The following is a 14,631-nucleotide window of genomic DNA, read 5'->3' as shown; positions in this document are numbered from 1 at the left end:
TCACCCTTTCACAGCGCCGGAGGCGATTCCGCGGACGAAGTACCGCCCCGAAATGAGATAGACGAGAAGCGGCGGAATCGCCGTCAGGACCGTCGCAGCCATGTTGACGTTGTAGGATACCGCGGATTTGGACGCGGCCACGAGATTGTTGAGCTGCACCGTCATCGGCAGATTGGGATGGCCCGCGAAGATCAGCCCCAGAAGATAGTCGTTCCAGATGTAAGTGAATTGGATGATCAACGCCACGATCATGATGTTCTTCGACATCGGAAGCATTATGTAGAAGAATATTCGAAAGAATCCGGCGCCGTCCACCCGCGCAGCCTTGAGCAGATCGGGCGGAAGTGTGGCGTAGAAATTGCGAAAGATCAGCACCATGAATGGCAGACCGAAGATGATGTGGATGGCGACGATACCGGGAAGAGTGGCGTAGAGCCCAATGGTGCTGAATATCTTGACCAGAGGGTAGAGGATTACCTGATAGGGGATGAAGGCGCCAATCATCAGTGCCAACATGATCGCGTCAGCCCTCTTGAAGCGCCATTGCGCGAGCGCATAGCCGTTCAACGCTCCGATAAAGATCGACAGGATCACGCTCGGCACCAGGATCTTCACCGAATTGAAGAAGCCGACGCGGATGCCGCCGCACTCCAGCCCCGTGCAGGCCGACGACCAAGCGATGCGCCAGGCGGAAAAATCGAGCGAATGGGGCAAGGCGAAAATGCTGCCCTGCCGAATTTCTTCCATCGGCTTCAAGGACGTCGACAGTACGATCAGCAGCGGAATGGAAAAGAACAAGACCGAAATGATGAGGAACGCGTAGAGCCCGATGCGCCCGGCAGAAAGACGGCGCCATCGCGCGGCCCTGACAAAGGCGAAGCTTTTGGGTGCGGCTGTGTCGCTCACGACTGCTTCCGCCCGAATTCGAAGTAGAAATAGGGCGCCAGAAGGACGGCGACGGCCAACAGCATGAAGATTGCACCGGCCGAAGCCAAGCCAATATTGGCCCGCCCGAAGGCATAATCGACGACGAACTTACCGGGCACATCGGTCGCGTTGCCCGGCCCGCCACCCGTCATCGCGATCACCAGATCGTAGCTTTTGACCACCGCGATCGCGAGAAAGACGATGTTGGTGACGATCATCGGTCGAAGCATCGGCAATATGATGCTGAGATAAGCTCGCCACTTCGGAATGCCTTCGATGCGGATGGCGCGCCAGATCTCCGAATCGATCCCCCGAAGCCCCGCCAGCATCAACGCCATGACGAGACCGGACGAGTGCCATATCAGCGCAATGACGATCGTGTAGATTGCATAGTCGCGATCGACGATCCAGTCGAACTGAAAACTCTCATAGCCAAGACCGCGGACGAAGGACTGCAATCCCATCTGGGGATTGAAGAACCACTGCCAGGCAAGCCCAGTGACGATGAAGGACATCGCCTGCGGATAAAGAAACGCGGTGCGGAAGAGGCCTTCCCCTTTGACCTTCTGGTCGATGAGGATGGCCAGCAGCGTGCCGAAGATCAGTGAGGCGGCAATGCCGACCACACCGAGGATCGCCATGTTGGTAACGGCCACCCACCAGCGAGACGTCGAAAGCAGACGCTCATATTCCTCCAGGCCCGCGAACCTGTAGTTCGGGATCATCGTCGAGGGTGTAAACGAGACGTAGCCCGTCCAGATCAGCGTGCCGTAAAAGCAGACGCCGGCCGAAACCACCATGGGAAGGATGGTGATCTTGGCAGTGGCCATGCTGGTCAACCGCATCGGCTTGTCCTCGTCTTCGCGCGACTGGCTCAGGCAGCGTCCGCGGCGGCACTCCGCCACGCCGCGAGAATGTCCGCGCTGTCCATCACCAAGGCAGTGTGCAGCGACATCATCTTGAGCGCCGCGTCCTCCATCTCCGGGTTCGAGCCACGCACCAGATCGGCCACCACGACCACTCGGTAGCCAAGATTGGAGGCGTCGAAGGTCGCGTTGAGGACGCAGCAGTCGGTCATGCCGCCATTGAAGACGACACGTTTGATCCGCATGTTGCGCAGGAGAAAATCGAGGTCCGTGGGATAGAACGGCGACAAGCGTTTCTTGGTCTCGACGATCAAGTCACCGTCCAGCACTTCCGTGGCGAACTCGGTCCATGGGCTGCCTTCGATGGCATGCTGATCGATCCCGGGAATGGGATCGCCATGCAAGGGCACGAAATAGCGCCAGGCGGCGGGCGTGCCTTTCAGATCGTCCTCGCCGTTGCGCCGCACGACGCTTCGCACGTGGATGATCGGCACGCCGCGTTCGCGGCAGGCGCGATGAAAGGCGTTCACCGGCTCGATGATGGCGCGAGCGCGGGGCGCCGGGCATGGACAATCCGGCCTGTCGGACAGATGCCCCTGGTGCATGTCAATGGAGACGACGGCGGTGTTGGTCAAGGCGACGAACTCGGTGAAGGTGTCCGGAATCGCACGCTTTTCGCCATAGACATAGGCGTCGATCATCATGATCCCTCCTGGTTCGGCTATCAGGTACAACGGCTCGGCGCGAGCGAAGGGATCGGGGCCGAGCCGTCAAGCAAAGGGCGGAGTCGGATTACAGGTGCTATTGCGCCGACTCGAGCACGTCACCGTACCGCTCGGCGGCGTCTTGCGCGCTCATATCGGGCGTGTTCCAGAATTCGCTGACGATATCCTCGAGTTGTCCTGCGACGTCGTTGTTGGGCTGGCTGTTGATGCTCGGAACATAGGTGTCGTCGGCGGCCAGAACCTCCTGCCCCTTGACCGCGCAGGAATCCAGAGTGCTGACGTCGGCGTCGAGGCGTGGTGGCAGAGACCCCTTGATGCGGTTGAAGTCCACCTGGACCGCAGGGTCCATCATGACCTTGGCCAGCTTATCCTGCGCGGCCTGCGCATCCTCAGAAACTTTCGGAAACGCAAAGGCATCGACGATGATGTCGTAGAAATGCTGGGTGCCCGGTGCCAGGACGCAGCCGAAGCCCTCGCCCGGCTCGAGGCCGGCATTGGCGAATTCGCCCTTTGCCCAGTCGCCCATGACGATGGCGGCAGCCTGATCGGTGATCACCAGATTGGTGGCATCGTTCCAGGCACGCCCTGGGCTGCCTTCGTCGACATACGCGCCAAGCTTGCGATAGGTCTCGAAGACCTTGACCATCTCCGGCCCGCGAGCCGCTTCGGCGTCGCCTTCCTCATAGACCTTCTTGAAGAAGTCGTTGCCGCCAACGCCAGCCATCACGGAGCTGAACAACAGCGCTTCCTGCCAGCTCTGACCGCCCAGCGCGAGCGGGATGTAGCCGGCCGCCTTGATCTTCTCGGCCGCGGCGAGGAACTCGTCCCATGTCGTCGGCACCTCGACGCCGGCGTCCGACAGGACCTTCGGTGAATAGTACATCCAGTTGCGCCCACCGATATCCACCGGGATCGCCGTGAACTTGCCGTCGACCGTGACGGCTTCGACGACAGCCGGTGGCAGGACGCTCTTCCAATCACCGTCCTCCGCCAAGGCGCTGATGTCGCGCAGAAGCCCGGCCTCACTCATCTGTACCACCTGCTGGCCGAGTTCGGTCAGCATCGCGGTCGGCGGATTGCCGCCGGCGAAGCGATTCATCGCCACGGAGCGTTCGGTGTCGAAATCGGCGACGGCGCTGTCGACCCATTCACCGCCCTGTTCTTCATAGGCCCGGGCGATGGCGCCCAGGGCTTTGGCCTCGCTGCCGCTGGTCCAGTAGTGCAGGACGTCGGCGCTTTGCGCGGCGGCGGTCCCTTCGAGGGCAGCCATCGTCAAAGCGGTGATTGCAAGGACTTTCATCGATTTCATCGCGGCTTTCCCTTTTTCGACGGGGAAGATTCCCTGATAGTGCTCGAGTGTCGTTCCGATCAGCCCCTCGGCCGGTCGGCATCAATGGAATGGTCCAGTTCGCCGGCCGCCAGAAAAAGGGCAAGCAGCGGATAGTAACCGGAGATCGCGACGACCTCGCTCGCGACCTTGCGGCCCACGGCGGCCACAAGATCCTCAAGAAGGCGGGGCGGAACCCGCCGCTCCAGAACGGCCGCCCGGCAAAGCCGAATGATCGCGCGGTCGGCCGCCTCGACCTCATCCACCTCGGCGGAAGAGCAGGCCGCGATCCGCTCCTCGCTCATGCCGAGCCGCCGCGCGATCGCGGCATGATAATCCCATTCGTAGCCGGACCCGAAAGCCGCCGCCGTCGCAAGGATCGCGATCTCCCGCAGTTCATCGGTAATCTCGCCGCCATATCGGATGGCAGCGCCGACCTGCTGGATGGCGTCGGCCAGATGCGGCGCGTCCAGCATAGCCAGGAACGGATAGGGCACATCGCCGCGCGGCCCCGACGCGATCGCTCGATAGACGCCGACCTGCTCCTGTGTCATTGCAGTGACATCGCGCGCTCCGATCAGCATCGTCGACTCCCAGGGGCTACTGTCATCGCTCTCAGCTTCGGCGGAAAATCGCCTTGGCCGCGTCGCCGATCGCTTCGACGTTCTCATCCATGCCCTCGAAGCACAGAATACGGCAGGGTGAGGCTTCAAGGCCCTCGTAGCGCCAAGGGAAGGCGCCGATGACCGCCCTTTTGTTCAGCATCAGCTCGATATCGCCGCCGACGTTCTCGGCGTGGATCAGCCCTTCTTGGAAAGCATAGGCGTGGAACGGAAAGATGCTCTCCTCGACCTCGCGGCCCGACTTCTTGTGGGTGTACGAATAGTCGCCGAAAAACTCGTCGCAGGTCATGCCGACCTTTTTTTCGAAACGCTTGGCAAGGTCCGGGCGCATATGCCGGATCGACGTGTTCATCGCATGATCGCCGGATCCCGCGTCGATTCCGAACCACTTGATCTTTTTCTCGAGCATCCACTCCAGAAGCTCGATCTTGCCTCCCGGATGCATGCAGAAATATCGAACGAGGTCCTGCTGCGGCTGGCCTTCCCAATAGCGGTGCCATCCCGTGTGAAGGATCAGGATGTCCCCCTCCTTGACCTCGACGGGCGCAGCCTCGATCATCTCCGGCGTGATCACGGCCCAATCGTCCATGTGCTCGGAAACATCAACGACCGCACCGGGACCGACGAGAAAGTCCATCGGATATGAGGCCATGTCGCCCATTCCGTCGGTTCCGTGCATCGCACCATCGATATGAGTGCCGGTGTGAAGCGCCGTATCGATCCGCTGCGCGACGATCTGCTTGGTCTGCAGATTTTGCGCGTAGTACATCTTGTTCCCGGCATAGCCGACCCATCCAGGCGTATGCACGTTCATCAAATGAGTCAGATCGACGATTTTCATGCTGGATCCTCTAGACAGACACGCCGCTGGGCTCGATGCCGGCCCTCAGCGAATGTTCTAGTGCTAGCTCATTTTTAATGACATTAAAACAGGCTTTTTGCCTCAATCGCTGTAGCGCCGAAAATTTAGGCATATTCGCCCGCCAAAAGAGCTATCTAGTCAAGGCAACGGCATAAAGTTTTATCTTTATCAAAATTTCTGCTGTGAGCGGGGCGATCGCGATGCCGAGAGACCGCCACGTCAGCCGTGCGTCGGCGGCGACCTCGAACGGCCCGCCTACGCCTTCTTGCCGAACACCGAGCGTATCAGCCCCTTGATCGACAGAAACAGCAGGGACAGCCCGCTGATCGGCTTGTTGGCCGACCGGACCGGAGGCGGCACCGAAGACATCGAATCGGTCTGATCGGCAGAGGCATCAGGCGTCGCCCGCGCCCGCTTTCCGCGGTCCATCTCGGCTTCGGCATTGCGCACGAAGTCCTGAACGAGGACATTAGCGATTTCGCTGATCAGGCCCGTCCGACCGAACTGGGCGATCGCCCCTGAGAGCTGGACGTCGGAGTCGACGGTCACCTTAGTCGCCGCGCCGAGGCTCTCCAGCTGGCAGTTCATCGTCATTTTTCCACGGCTGCCGCCCTTGCGGTCCACGCCCTTGCCCTCCAGCGCGATCGTCTTTGCGGCATCGTCATATTTGACGGCGGCTTCCCCTTCGAAGTTGGTCTGAAACGGCCCCACCTTGGATGATATCTTGCCGCGATGGCCGCCATCCTCTTTCGGGCCGAGATAGTTCGCGCCCGGAAGACAGGCGGCCATCGTCGGAATGTCGTGAAAGAAGCTCCAAACCTCGTCGATCGGGTTCTGGAGTTCGAATTCCTGGTGGAGTTTCATGCGTCAGTCCTTTTGCTGGACATTCGTGGTTGCTCGCGGCGGCCAGTGCTCCGCTCAGAGGCAGCGTCCTTGGAATGCGATGCCGTAGACATCGGTACGCCGATCATCCCTGGGGCGGATCAACTCGGATCGGGCGCGAGCGCGGTACGCCACCTCGGGATCGATCAGCGCGAGGCCGATCCCCTCTTTGTCGCGGGGCATCGGTTCGAGAAGCATGTCGCCAAAGGGGTCTGCGACAAGTGAGGATCCCAGGAAGCGGATACGGCCAGCGTTCGCGCACTGCGAGGCACAGGCCATATAGACCTGGTTGAGGTTCGCTTGCAGAACGGCGCCTCGGGCCTGGGCGATGAAGCCGCCGGAATCATAGGGATTGCGGTCGAAGCCCCCGACCCAAGCGGTCGGAACGGCAACGACATGCGCGTCCTGAAGGGCCAGGACGCGCGCCACCTCCACGAAGCGAAGATCGTAGCACACGCACAGACCAATGCGGCCGATCGGCGTATCGTGAACCGCCAGCCCCATGTCGCCCGGCGCGAAAACCGTCTTCTCCCTGTCGAAGAGATGCAACTTGCGGTAATGACCGACTAGGCCGTCGGGTCCCACCAGCATCACGGAATTGTAAAGACGGTCGCCGTCGGCTTCGCAAAATCCGCCGGTGATCCAGAGTTGGTGCCGGCGCGCGCTCTTGCTCCAGGCGGCCAGGGTCGGTCCATCGAGCGGCTCGGCCGCGGCGCGCAAGCCATCTGCATCGAGCCCGTAGCCGCTGATCGCCAGCTCAGGCAGAACCACCAACCGGGCGCCGGCCGAGGCCGCCTCGTCGACGAAATCCAGAGAGCGCCGCCGGTTCGCTCCGCCGTCGTAGAGCGCAGCGTTCATCTGGACGACGGCCAGGGCGACGGCCATCAGCTGGGCTCTGCGTCCGCAGGCAAAGCTCCCGCCGCCTTCAGCAGCGTCACATCCGCCGGCGCCGGTCCTCCGACACTGACGACCCGCACTCCCTGGTCTGCCTTTACCGCATGCTTCACACCGACGGGAACATGCACGACGCAACCGGCCTTGAACGGGACGGAGATGTCGTGCGTCAGATCGTCGACCGTGCCCTCCCCCTCGAGGATGAAGATCGAATCCTCCGACTCGGTGTGAATATGCGGCACGTTGGCCTCACCGGGTTCGAGCACGACATAGTTCATATTGGCGTGCCAGGCGCCGACGCCCGGCCAGATGACGAAGCGCGCGTCCTTGGAAATAAGAGGAAGCCGGATCGAGGGCTTGTCGCGATGAAAGATGCGGATCGCCATTATGCCGACTCCACCTCGACGCCGAACGCGGCATAGAACGCTTCATCCGGCGGGCACGGCCCGCCCAAAACCTCGATCCCGGCATCGCCAGCATCGATCCGATAGCGGTCACCGGCATCGATATGAACCATCGCGCCCTCGACCAGGGCTTGCCGCTCGCCGGTCGTCAGATCGACCACGTCGCCATTGCCGCTAACAGCGTAGTAGACGCAATCCGTGGCATGCTGAAGCTCCACTGTTGCCGCTCCGTCTTTCATAGTGATGACCTGAAAGCTGCGAAAACGCCCGCCATTGCCCGGCCAAAGGACCACCCTTGCGTTGCCGTCCCCTTCAACCAAGGCTATTTCCGGACATGGCTGCGCACTGTCAATCACGCGAACTTTCGATGTATCCTGGGACGTCATGAATGGCAGCACTTTCAATAATGATCAACAGATTTTACTATAGTAAAAATTCTTGGCTTGTGCAATGCAGAGCTGATGGCTCCCGCCCCATGGGCCCATTGCGGGAGTCCGACCGACGAATATACGCCAGCAAGTGGAACGAGAGTGAAAACAGTTTTGCCTGAGACAGATGCCGGGGAGATGGCAGAAACCACCGCCCAGGCTTTGGCCGCTATCGGCAACCGTATTCGCGAGGCGCGCCAGGCCCGCGGGATGACGCTGCAGGCGATCGCGAATGCCGCCAATCTCAGCCCGTCCATGCTGAGCCTGGTCGAACGCGGTCGCGCCTCGCCTTCCATCGGGTCTCTGGTGGTGATTGCCAGCGCGCTCGGCGTCACCATGTCGGAGCTGCTGGCCATCGACAACGAACCGGAAGAGAAGATGGTTATTCGGGCCTCGGACGCCCGAATCATCGAGGCCGCCCAGCATGTCGTCCGACGGTTGTTGCGCGAAGATCCCGCCCGAGGCGTCTCGATCGCGATCAACGAATACGATCCCCACACGGGCAGCACTGACAGACCGTTGTCGCATGAAGGGTTCGAATATGGGTTCGTACTCGAAGGCGAGCTTACCGTGGAGGTCGAAGGCAACAGGCACCAGTTGCATCAGGGCGACCTCATTTCCTACAATTCGCGCCGCAACCACAAGATTTGGAACCATGGGCAGACGAAGGTTCGCGCCCTCTGGTTCAACATCAATCGCGAGGGTGGAAGGCTGCCCTCTGCGAGCGGCTTTGCGCCCGCAGTGCCTCGTGAAGAGCGCTCGGCGAAATCGGCAAACGAGTGATCGTGCCCGGCATCTGAAGGGCATCGTCGATCGCTGCGGCCAGGGTGGCTCCGGCCGCCGTCAGGCCGCCTTCCCCCGCTCCCTTGGCACCCAGCGGGTTGATCGGGCTCGGAGCGTCTTCGCGAAGCAGCATCTCGACCGGGGGCATCTCCCGGCATGTCGGCATGAGATAGTCGGCAAAGCTCGTCGCCAGAGGCTGCCCGTAGGAGTCGTAGACGAACTCCTCCAGGAGCGCGCCGCCGATACCCTGGGCCGCGGCGCCGACGATCTGCCCCTCGATCAGCATAGGGTTGATGGCGCGCCCGACGTCGTAGGCCACGACGTAACGCTCGATCTTCACCTCGCAGGTCTCGGGATCGACGCGAACCTGGGCGAAGTGAATGCCGTAGGGATAGGCCATGTGGCTACTCGTGAAGCTTCCCTCGGCCGTCAGCCCCCCTTCGCCCTCGAGATGGGCAGCCAAGGCGGCGAGCGAGATCGAAGCCCCCTTCGGACCCAGCACCTCGCCCTTTTCGATCCGCAGCGCCGCCGCGTCAGTCTGGAGCAATGGGGCTGCGACCGCCAAGGCCCGCTCGCGCAAGGCCTCCGCAGCGATTTTGACGGCCGATCCCGCCATCACGGTGACCCGGGACGCGAAGGCCCCCATGCCGAACTCAATGCGATCCGTCTGCCCATGGACTACGCGTATGCCGTTGATCGAAATGTCGAGCATCTCGGCGCAAATCTGCGCCAGCACCGTTTCAACGCCCTGTCCGACCGAGGCGACGCCGGTGACGATCTCGACCCCGCCGTCTTGCCCAACCGCGATGCGCACGAGGTCGCGCGGCCCGAGCCCGCTTTTTTCGACGAAATAGGCGAACCCGATGCCGATGGTTTCGCCGTTTCGGCGGCGCTCGTCCAGTTCGGCGCCAAGCCGCCCGGCATCGATGTGCGCCAGAAGACGGTCGAAGAGATCATGATAGCGCCCCGAATCGTAGACCACGTCGGTTCCCAGCGTCTCGATGCCGCGATCGAATGGCATGGACTCGGCGGGAACCAGATTGACGCGCCGGACCTCGACCGCGTCGAGACCCAGGTCCTGGGCGATACGGTCGATCAGGCGCTCGCGCGCGAAGGTCGATTCGAAGCGGCCGGGCGCCCGATAGGTGCCGGCGGGCGTCTTGTTGGTCAGCCGGATGTGACCGGCGACCCGATAGGCGGGAATGACGTAGGGACCGGGCAGCAGTCCCGCAGACAGGTCGGAAACAGTGGCACCGTGGGTGCGCACATAGGCGCCCTGATCGGTGAAGAACTGGACGTCCAGACCATGGATGAAGCCGCGTTCGTCGACAGCGGCTCGGATCCGGTAGAGCTGATCCCGCGAATGGTTGGCAGCGACGAGATGTTCCTTTCGGTCCTCGATCCACTTGACCGGTGACCCCAGCGCCCGGGCCGCCAAGCAGACGAGCACGTCTTCGGGATAGAGCTCGCCGCGGATCCCGAATCCGCCCCCGACATGGCCCTCGCTGAGCTGGACCTGGTTCTGGCGCAGACCGAGCATCCGCGCGATGGCGTCGCGATTGTAGTGCGGAACCTTGGCGGCACCAAACATGGTGAGAACGTCCGTGGCCGCGTCATGGACCGCCAGCGCCCCGCGGGTTTCCAAAGGAACGCCGCTGTGGCGACCGACACGCACTTCCAGTTCGACGACGCGATGGCCTGCCGAAAAGGCCGCGTTGATATCGCCATAGGCCTTGCGCACGACCGCCGGCTCGGACAAGAGGCCAGGCTGGGTATCGGGCATAAAGGGTCCAGGATCGGCGGCGGCGTCGAGCTGCGGGTCCAGTTCGTCGATGTCGCAAAACACGAGTTCGGCGGCGTCCTCCGCCACGTAGGGATCGACCGCGAAGACGACCGCGACCGGCTCGCCGACATAGCGCACGTAGTCCCGCGCCAGAACGAGTTGCCGATAGGGCTCGAGCCCCTGGATGCGGGTCATGCGGAAGTCGATTGGCGGCAGATCGGCAATGTCGGCGCCGGTCCAGACTGCGGCAACGCCGTCGAGAGCTGCCGCTTCCTCGATGTCGATGCCGAGGATGCGACCGAAGGCGATGGGTGAGCGCACCACTCGCATGTGGAGCTGCCCTTTGACATTGATGTCGGCGGCAAAACGCCCTTTGCCGAGGAGCAGATCGCGATCCTCCAGGCGCTTCAGGGACTGGCCGATCGCGCCCATCAGGCAGCTTGGCCGCGGCGCATCTCGGCCGCGGCGAGACGCACGGCCTTGATGATGTTCTGATAGCCCGTGCAGCGGCACAGGTTCGACGAGAGCACCTCGCGGATCTCCTCGTCCGACAAATTGGGGTTCTCCTGAAGGGCGCCGGCGGCCAGCATCAGAAAGCCGGGCGTGCAGAAGCCGCATTGCAGCCCGTGATTCTCCCAAAAGGCCTGCTGGAGCGGATGCAGCGTATCGCCATCGGCCAGACCCTCGACAGTAGTGATCGCCTTGCCCTGCGCCTGTACCGCGAAAATCAGGCACGAGCGCACTGGCTTGCCGTCCAGGAGCACTGTGCAGGCGCCGCAAAAACCGTGCTCGCAGCCGAGATGGGTGCCCGTCAGCCCGCAATCGTCGCGCAGAGCGTCGGCCAGCGTGCGGCGTGGCTCCGTAGAGATCGCGTACGCCTTGCCGTTGACGTCGAGTGTGAAGGAAATCTGGTCAGTCATGAAGAGCAGCCTTTGCTTGCCGCAAATGCTCGCGAATTCGCTGCGGCGTGGCGGGCATTTGGGTAATCTCGACACCGAAGGGCGACAGCGCGTCGGTGATCGCATTGAGGAGGGCGGCCGGGGCGCCGATGGTGCCGCCCTCGCCCACGCCTTTGGCCTTGGTGACGCTTTCGGGCGAGACCGTCTGCATATGCAGGATCTCGATATCGGGAATCTCGGCCGTGGTAGGTGGCAGATAGTCGGCCAGCGAGGTGGTCAGCAGGTTGCCGAAATCGTCGTAGATCATTTCCTCGAAGAGAGCGTTGCCGATGCCCTGCACGACACCGCCGGCGATCTGGCCGTCGACGATCATCGGATTGATGAGGATGCCCGCATCCTCGGCCACCAGAAACCGCTCGATGCGCACGGCGCCGGTCTCGACGTCGACGTCGACGATGGCGATATGGCAGGCGTTGGAGAAGGTGCCGGCCGGATCGTAGAATGCCGATTCCTTGAGGCCGGCGCCGAGGCCGGCGAAACGGTGGCTCTGATGATAAGCTGCCCGCGCCAGTTCGCTGATCGGGGCCGACTTGTTGGTGCCCGGGATTCGGGCGAAGCCGGCGTCGAGAACGACCGAACTGGGGTCGGCCTCCAGGAGTACCGCCGCGATCTCCTTCAACCGGCCGGCCATCTTGCCGGCCGCCAATTTCGCGGCGCCGCCGGAGATGACGACCGAGCGGCTGGCGAACGTTCCCCATCCATATGGCGTGGCATCGGTATCGCCAGAAACGATCCGGATGGCGTCCACCGGAACCTGCAGTTCGTCGGCGACGATCTGGGCCATGCTGGTCTTCAGTCCCTGGCCATGCGGCGAGGCGCCGATGCGCAGCTCGACATAGCCGGAGGGATCCATCGTGCAGTCGATCACCTCATAGCCGGGAACGATCTCCATGCCGCGCTGGGCATAGACCGGCGTGCCGTAGCCCGTCCTTTCGCTGAACACGGACAGGCCCAGCCCGAGATAGCGACCCTGCTCCCGGGCCGCGGCTTGACGAGCGCGGAAGGCCGGGATGTCGATGGCGCCAACCGCCATCTCCATGGCCTCAAGATAGGAGCCTTCGTCATAGACGACGCCGGTCGGCGAACGATGCGGAAAGCTGGTGATGAGGTTGCGCCGCCGGATCTCCACCGGATCGATGCCGAGCGCCTTGGCCGCCGCTTCCATCAGACGCTCCATGGTGAAGGTGAGCATCGGCCGGGCGACGCCCCGATAGGGGGCCATCATGCAAGTGTTGGTGGTGACGCCGCGCGAGCGCACCGCATATTCGGAAAAGTCGTAGGGGCCGGGCAGTTCGCCTAACGCCATCAGGGGCTCGACGCCGCAGGTCACCGGATAGCAGGAGAAAGCGCCGACATTGGAGCAAAGGTCCGCATCCACCGCCAGCAGTCGCCCCTCAGCGCTGAAGGCGCCCCTTATCCTGAACGCCTGGTCGCGCCCGTGGGTCGAGGCGAGGAGATTCTCCCGGCGGTCCTCGATCCAGGCGACTGACTTGCGCAGCCGGCGCGCCAACCAGACCAGCACGACGTATTCGGGAAACAGCGACATCTTCTGGCCGAAGCCGCCACCAACGTCCGGCGCGATCACCCGCAGTTCGGATTCGGCGATCCCGAGGGTATCGGCGATGCCTGTTCGCAGCATGTGCGGCATCTGCACCGAGGCGCTTAGCGTGACGCGTCCCGTCGCCGCGTCGAATTCGGCAACGCCGCCACGCGTTTCCATCGGTAGCGCCGCCTGCCGGCGCGAGCGCAAGTCGAGCTCCACGACGGTTGCCGCAGACGCAAAGGCCCGATCGACGTTTTCCGTCTTCAGGCGGCCCTCGACCAGAACGTTGCCGGGCGCCTCTGGGTGGACTGCCTCGGCGCCTTCGGCAAGCGCGGCGTCGAAGTCGAGAATCGGATTCTCGGCGTCGACGTCGAGGAACACCTGTTCGGCGATGTCTTCCGCCTCCGCTTCGCCCTCAGCCACGACAGCGGCGACCGCCTGCCCCATGAAGACGACGCGATCGGTCGGCAGGATCGGTTGGCTGACCGGAATATAGTCCGAACGGTGCAGAATCGGCCTGATCGGCTTGACGCCTTCAAGGTCGCGTCCGGTGAAAACGATCGCACCTTCGGGAATGTCGATGTCGACAATGGCGCCGCACGCGACGGGGCTGCGTACGAACTTCACTCGGAGAGTGCCGGACGCCCGGTCGGCAACATAGCTGCCTGCCCCCTTGAGCAGGAGCGGGTCCTCCAGGCGGGGAAGCGATCGCCCGATCCAGTTCATGCTATCGCTTCCGCCAGAGCGCGCTTGACACCCGCCAGCACGAGATCACGCCGATATTCGACGGACGCGTGAATGTCTTCTGTGGGATCCAGGGCCTGGGCAGCATCTGATGCGACCCTTTCGAAGATCTGCGCGACGGCGGGCTGGCCGATCAGCGCGGCCTCCGCCTCCGCCAGGCGCAGCGGCCGATCGGCGACGCCGCCGAGACCAAGGCGCGCGTCGACGATCCGGCCATCATCGACCTTCAGCGCCGCAAGGCACATGACCAGACCGAAGTCGCCCGCCCGGCGCGAAAACTCGAAGAAGCCGAAGCGCCAGCCCTCGTTCATCGCCGGCACGCGGATTTCTGTCAGGAGCTCTCCGGGCTCGACCACCGTGGTGAATGTGCCTTTGAAGAAGTCCTCGGCGGCCAAAACACGCTCGCTCGTGGCGCTACGCAAAACCATCTGCGCCGACAGCGTCGCAGTCACCAGGCACCATTCCGACGCGGGGTCGGCGTGGCACAGGCTGCCGCCGAACGTACCGCGCTGACGGATCGGATAGTGGGCGATGTAACGAACGATGCGCGTCAGAAGCCGTCCGAGCATCGTGTCGCAGACCGGCCTATGAAAGACGGCATGGCGCGTCAGGGCGCCGATGGCGATCGTCTCGGAAGAGACCCGCACATAATCTAATTCGTTCAAACCATTAATATCGACCAGGGCTGCGGGCCGCGCAAGACGGAAGTTCATGGCCGGCACGAGACTCTGCCCGCCGGCGAGAACCTTGCACTCGTCCCCAAGCTCTGCCAGGAGCGAAAGCGCCTCCGGTAGGCTCACAGAAGCGTGATAAGCAAAGGCTGCTGGCTTCATATTGAATAACACTCAAATTTTTTGAATTATATAGCATGCCATCGCGAA

At 62.7% G+C, this 14,631-nt stretch carries 15 protein-coding genes; 1 reads left to right on the top strand and 14 read right to left on the bottom strand.

Features of this window, described 5'->3' with window-relative positions:
- From SMD10_RS02875 to SMD10_RS02830, 10 genes are all read right to left on the bottom strand, one after another.
- Entirely contained in the window at window positions 1–906 is a 906-nt protein-coding gene (locus SMD10_RS02875) for a carbohydrate ABC transporter permease (protein ID WP_331684130.1), read from the bottom strand.
- Complete coding sequence (locus SMD10_RS02870) at window positions 903–1,772, bottom strand: carbohydrate ABC transporter permease (RefSeq protein ID WP_331684129.1); 870 nt, start codon at window positions 1,770–1,772, stop codon at window positions 903–905. The genes SMD10_RS02875 and SMD10_RS02870 overlap by 4 nt, the downstream gene beginning before the upstream one ends.
- A 29-nt stretch (window positions 1,773–1,801) precedes the next feature.
- The gene (locus SMD10_RS02865) at window positions 1,802–2,497 is read right to left on the bottom strand and encodes a cysteine hydrolase family protein (protein WP_331684128.1); all 696 of its coding nucleotides are present in this window, start codon (window positions 2,495–2,497) and stop codon (window positions 1,802–1,804) included.
- A 97-nt stretch (window positions 2,498–2,594) separates the two neighbouring features.
- On the bottom strand, window positions 2,595–3,827 hold the full coding sequence (locus SMD10_RS02860; protein ID WP_331684127.1) for an ABC transporter substrate-binding protein: 1,233 nt from the start codon (window positions 3,825–3,827) through the stop codon (window positions 2,595–2,597).
- A gap of 59 nt (window positions 3,828–3,886) precedes the next feature.
- Window positions 3,887–4,429: a carboxymuconolactone decarboxylase family protein gene (locus SMD10_RS02855; protein WP_331684126.1), complete on the bottom strand. Its 543-nt coding sequence runs from the start codon at window positions 4,427–4,429 to the stop codon at window positions 3,887–3,889.
- Window positions 4,430–4,460: 31 nt separating this feature from the next.
- Entirely contained in the window at window positions 4,461–5,309 is an 849-nt protein-coding gene (locus SMD10_RS02850) for a cyclase family protein (RefSeq protein ID WP_331684125.1), read from the bottom strand.
- A 276-nt stretch (window positions 5,310–5,585) separates the two neighbouring features.
- Window positions 5,586–6,194, bottom strand: a complete 609-nt coding sequence (locus SMD10_RS02845) for an SRPBCC family protein (protein ID WP_331684124.1) — start codon at window positions 6,192–6,194, stop codon at window positions 5,586–5,588.
- A gap of 54 nt (window positions 6,195–6,248) precedes the next feature.
- Window positions 6,249–7,097 (bottom strand): nitrilase-related carbon-nitrogen hydrolase, encoded by an 849-nt coding sequence (locus tag SMD10_RS02840; RefSeq protein ID WP_331684123.1) that lies wholly within the window; start codon window positions 7,095–7,097, stop codon window positions 6,249–6,251.
- A complete protein-coding gene (locus SMD10_RS02835; RefSeq protein WP_331684122.1) occupies window positions 7,097–7,492 on the bottom strand; it encodes a cupin domain-containing protein in 396 nt (131 codons plus the stop codon). The genes SMD10_RS02840 and SMD10_RS02835 overlap by 1 nt, the downstream gene beginning before the upstream one ends.
- Window positions 7,492–7,830, bottom strand: a complete 339-nt coding sequence (locus SMD10_RS02830) for a cupin domain-containing protein (protein ID WP_331684121.1) — start codon at window positions 7,828–7,830, stop codon at window positions 7,492–7,494. The genes SMD10_RS02835 and SMD10_RS02830 overlap by 1 nt, the downstream gene beginning before the upstream one ends.
- A 123-nt stretch (window positions 7,831–7,953) precedes the next feature.
- Here SMD10_RS02830 and SMD10_RS02825 point away from each other — a divergent pair, with 123 nt between their 5' ends.
- A complete protein-coding gene (locus SMD10_RS02825; RefSeq protein ID WP_331684120.1) occupies window positions 7,954–8,721 on the top strand; it encodes a cupin domain-containing protein in 768 nt (255 codons plus the stop codon).
- Here the strand turns inward: SMD10_RS02825 and SMD10_RS02820 are convergent.
- From SMD10_RS02820 to SMD10_RS02805, 4 genes are read right to left on the bottom strand one after another with little or no spacing between them, the layout of a single operon-like run.
- Window positions 8,630–10,936, bottom strand: a complete 2,307-nt coding sequence (locus tag SMD10_RS02820; RefSeq protein WP_331684119.1) for a xanthine dehydrogenase family protein molybdopterin-binding subunit — start codon at window positions 10,934–10,936, stop codon at window positions 8,630–8,632. The genes SMD10_RS02825 and SMD10_RS02820 overlap by 92 nt on opposite strands.
- A complete protein-coding gene (locus tag SMD10_RS02815) occupies window positions 10,936–11,424 on the bottom strand; it encodes a (2Fe-2S)-binding protein (protein ID WP_331684118.1) in 489 nt (162 codons plus the stop codon). The genes SMD10_RS02820 and SMD10_RS02815 overlap by 1 nt, the downstream gene beginning before the upstream one ends.
- The gene (locus SMD10_RS02810; RefSeq protein WP_331684117.1) at window positions 11,417–13,732 is read right to left on the bottom strand and encodes a xanthine dehydrogenase family protein molybdopterin-binding subunit; all 2,316 of its coding nucleotides are present in this window, start codon (window positions 13,730–13,732) and stop codon (window positions 11,417–11,419) included. Before SMD10_RS02810 ends, SMD10_RS02815 begins: the two co-directional genes overlap by 8 nt.
- Complete coding sequence (locus tag SMD10_RS02805) at window positions 13,729–14,583, bottom strand: FAD binding domain-containing protein (RefSeq protein ID WP_331684116.1); 855 nt, start codon at window positions 14,581–14,583, stop codon at window positions 13,729–13,731. The genes SMD10_RS02810 and SMD10_RS02805 overlap by 4 nt, the downstream gene beginning before the upstream one ends.
- Window positions 14,584–14,631 lie beyond the last annotated feature (48 nt).

Source organism: Consotaella aegiceratis, assembly GCF_036541425.1.
GTDB lineage: Bacteria > Pseudomonadota > Alphaproteobacteria > Rhizobiales > Rhizobiaceae > Consotaella > Consotaella aegiceratis.
Note: the sequence above shows the minus strand (reverse complement) of the source record. Positions and strands in the feature narration are given on the sequence as shown.

Coding starts and splice junctions, on each gene's coding strand:
- SMD10_RS02870 (WP_331684129.1), bottom strand. CDS start 1,772: ATGCGGTTGACCAGCATGGCCACTGCCAAGATCACCATCCTTCCCATG.
- SMD10_RS02865 (WP_331684128.1), bottom strand. CDS start 2,497: ATGATGATCGACGCCTATGTCTATGGCGAAAAGCGTGCGATTCCGGAC.
- SMD10_RS02860 (WP_331684127.1), bottom strand. CDS start 3,827: ATGAAATCGATGAAAGTCCTTGCAATCACCGCTTTGACGATGGCTGCC.
- SMD10_RS02855 (WP_331684126.1), bottom strand. CDS start 4,429: ATGCTGATCGGAGCGCGCGATGTCACTGCAATGACACAGGAGCAGGTC.
- SMD10_RS02850 (WP_331684125.1), bottom strand. CDS start 5,309: ATGAAAATCGTCGATCTGACTCATTTGATGAACGTGCATACGCCTGGA.
- SMD10_RS02845 (WP_331684124.1), bottom strand. CDS start 6,194: ATGAAACTCCACCAGGAATTCGAACTCCAGAACCCGATCGACGAGGTT.
- SMD10_RS02840 (WP_331684123.1), bottom strand. CDS start 7,097: ATGGCCGTCGCCCTGGCCGTCGTCCAGATGAACGCTGCGCTCTACGAC.
- SMD10_RS02835 (WP_331684122.1), bottom strand. CDS start 7,492: ATGGCGATCCGCATCTTTCATCGCGACAAGCCCTCGATCCGGCTTCCT.
- SMD10_RS02820 (WP_331684119.1), bottom strand. CDS start 10,936: ATGGGCGCGATCGGCCAGTCCCTGAAGCGCCTGGAGGATCGCGATCTG.
- SMD10_RS02815 (WP_331684118.1), bottom strand. CDS start 11,424: ATGACTGACCAGATTTCCTTCACACTCGACGTCAACGGCAAGGCGTAC.
- SMD10_RS02810 (WP_331684117.1), bottom strand. CDS start 13,732: ATGAACTGGATCGGGCGATCGCTTCCCCGCCTGGAGGACCCGCTCCTG.
- SMD10_RS02805 (WP_331684116.1), bottom strand. CDS start 14,583: ATGAAGCCAGCAGCCTTTGCTTATCACGCTTCTGTGAGCCTACCGGAG.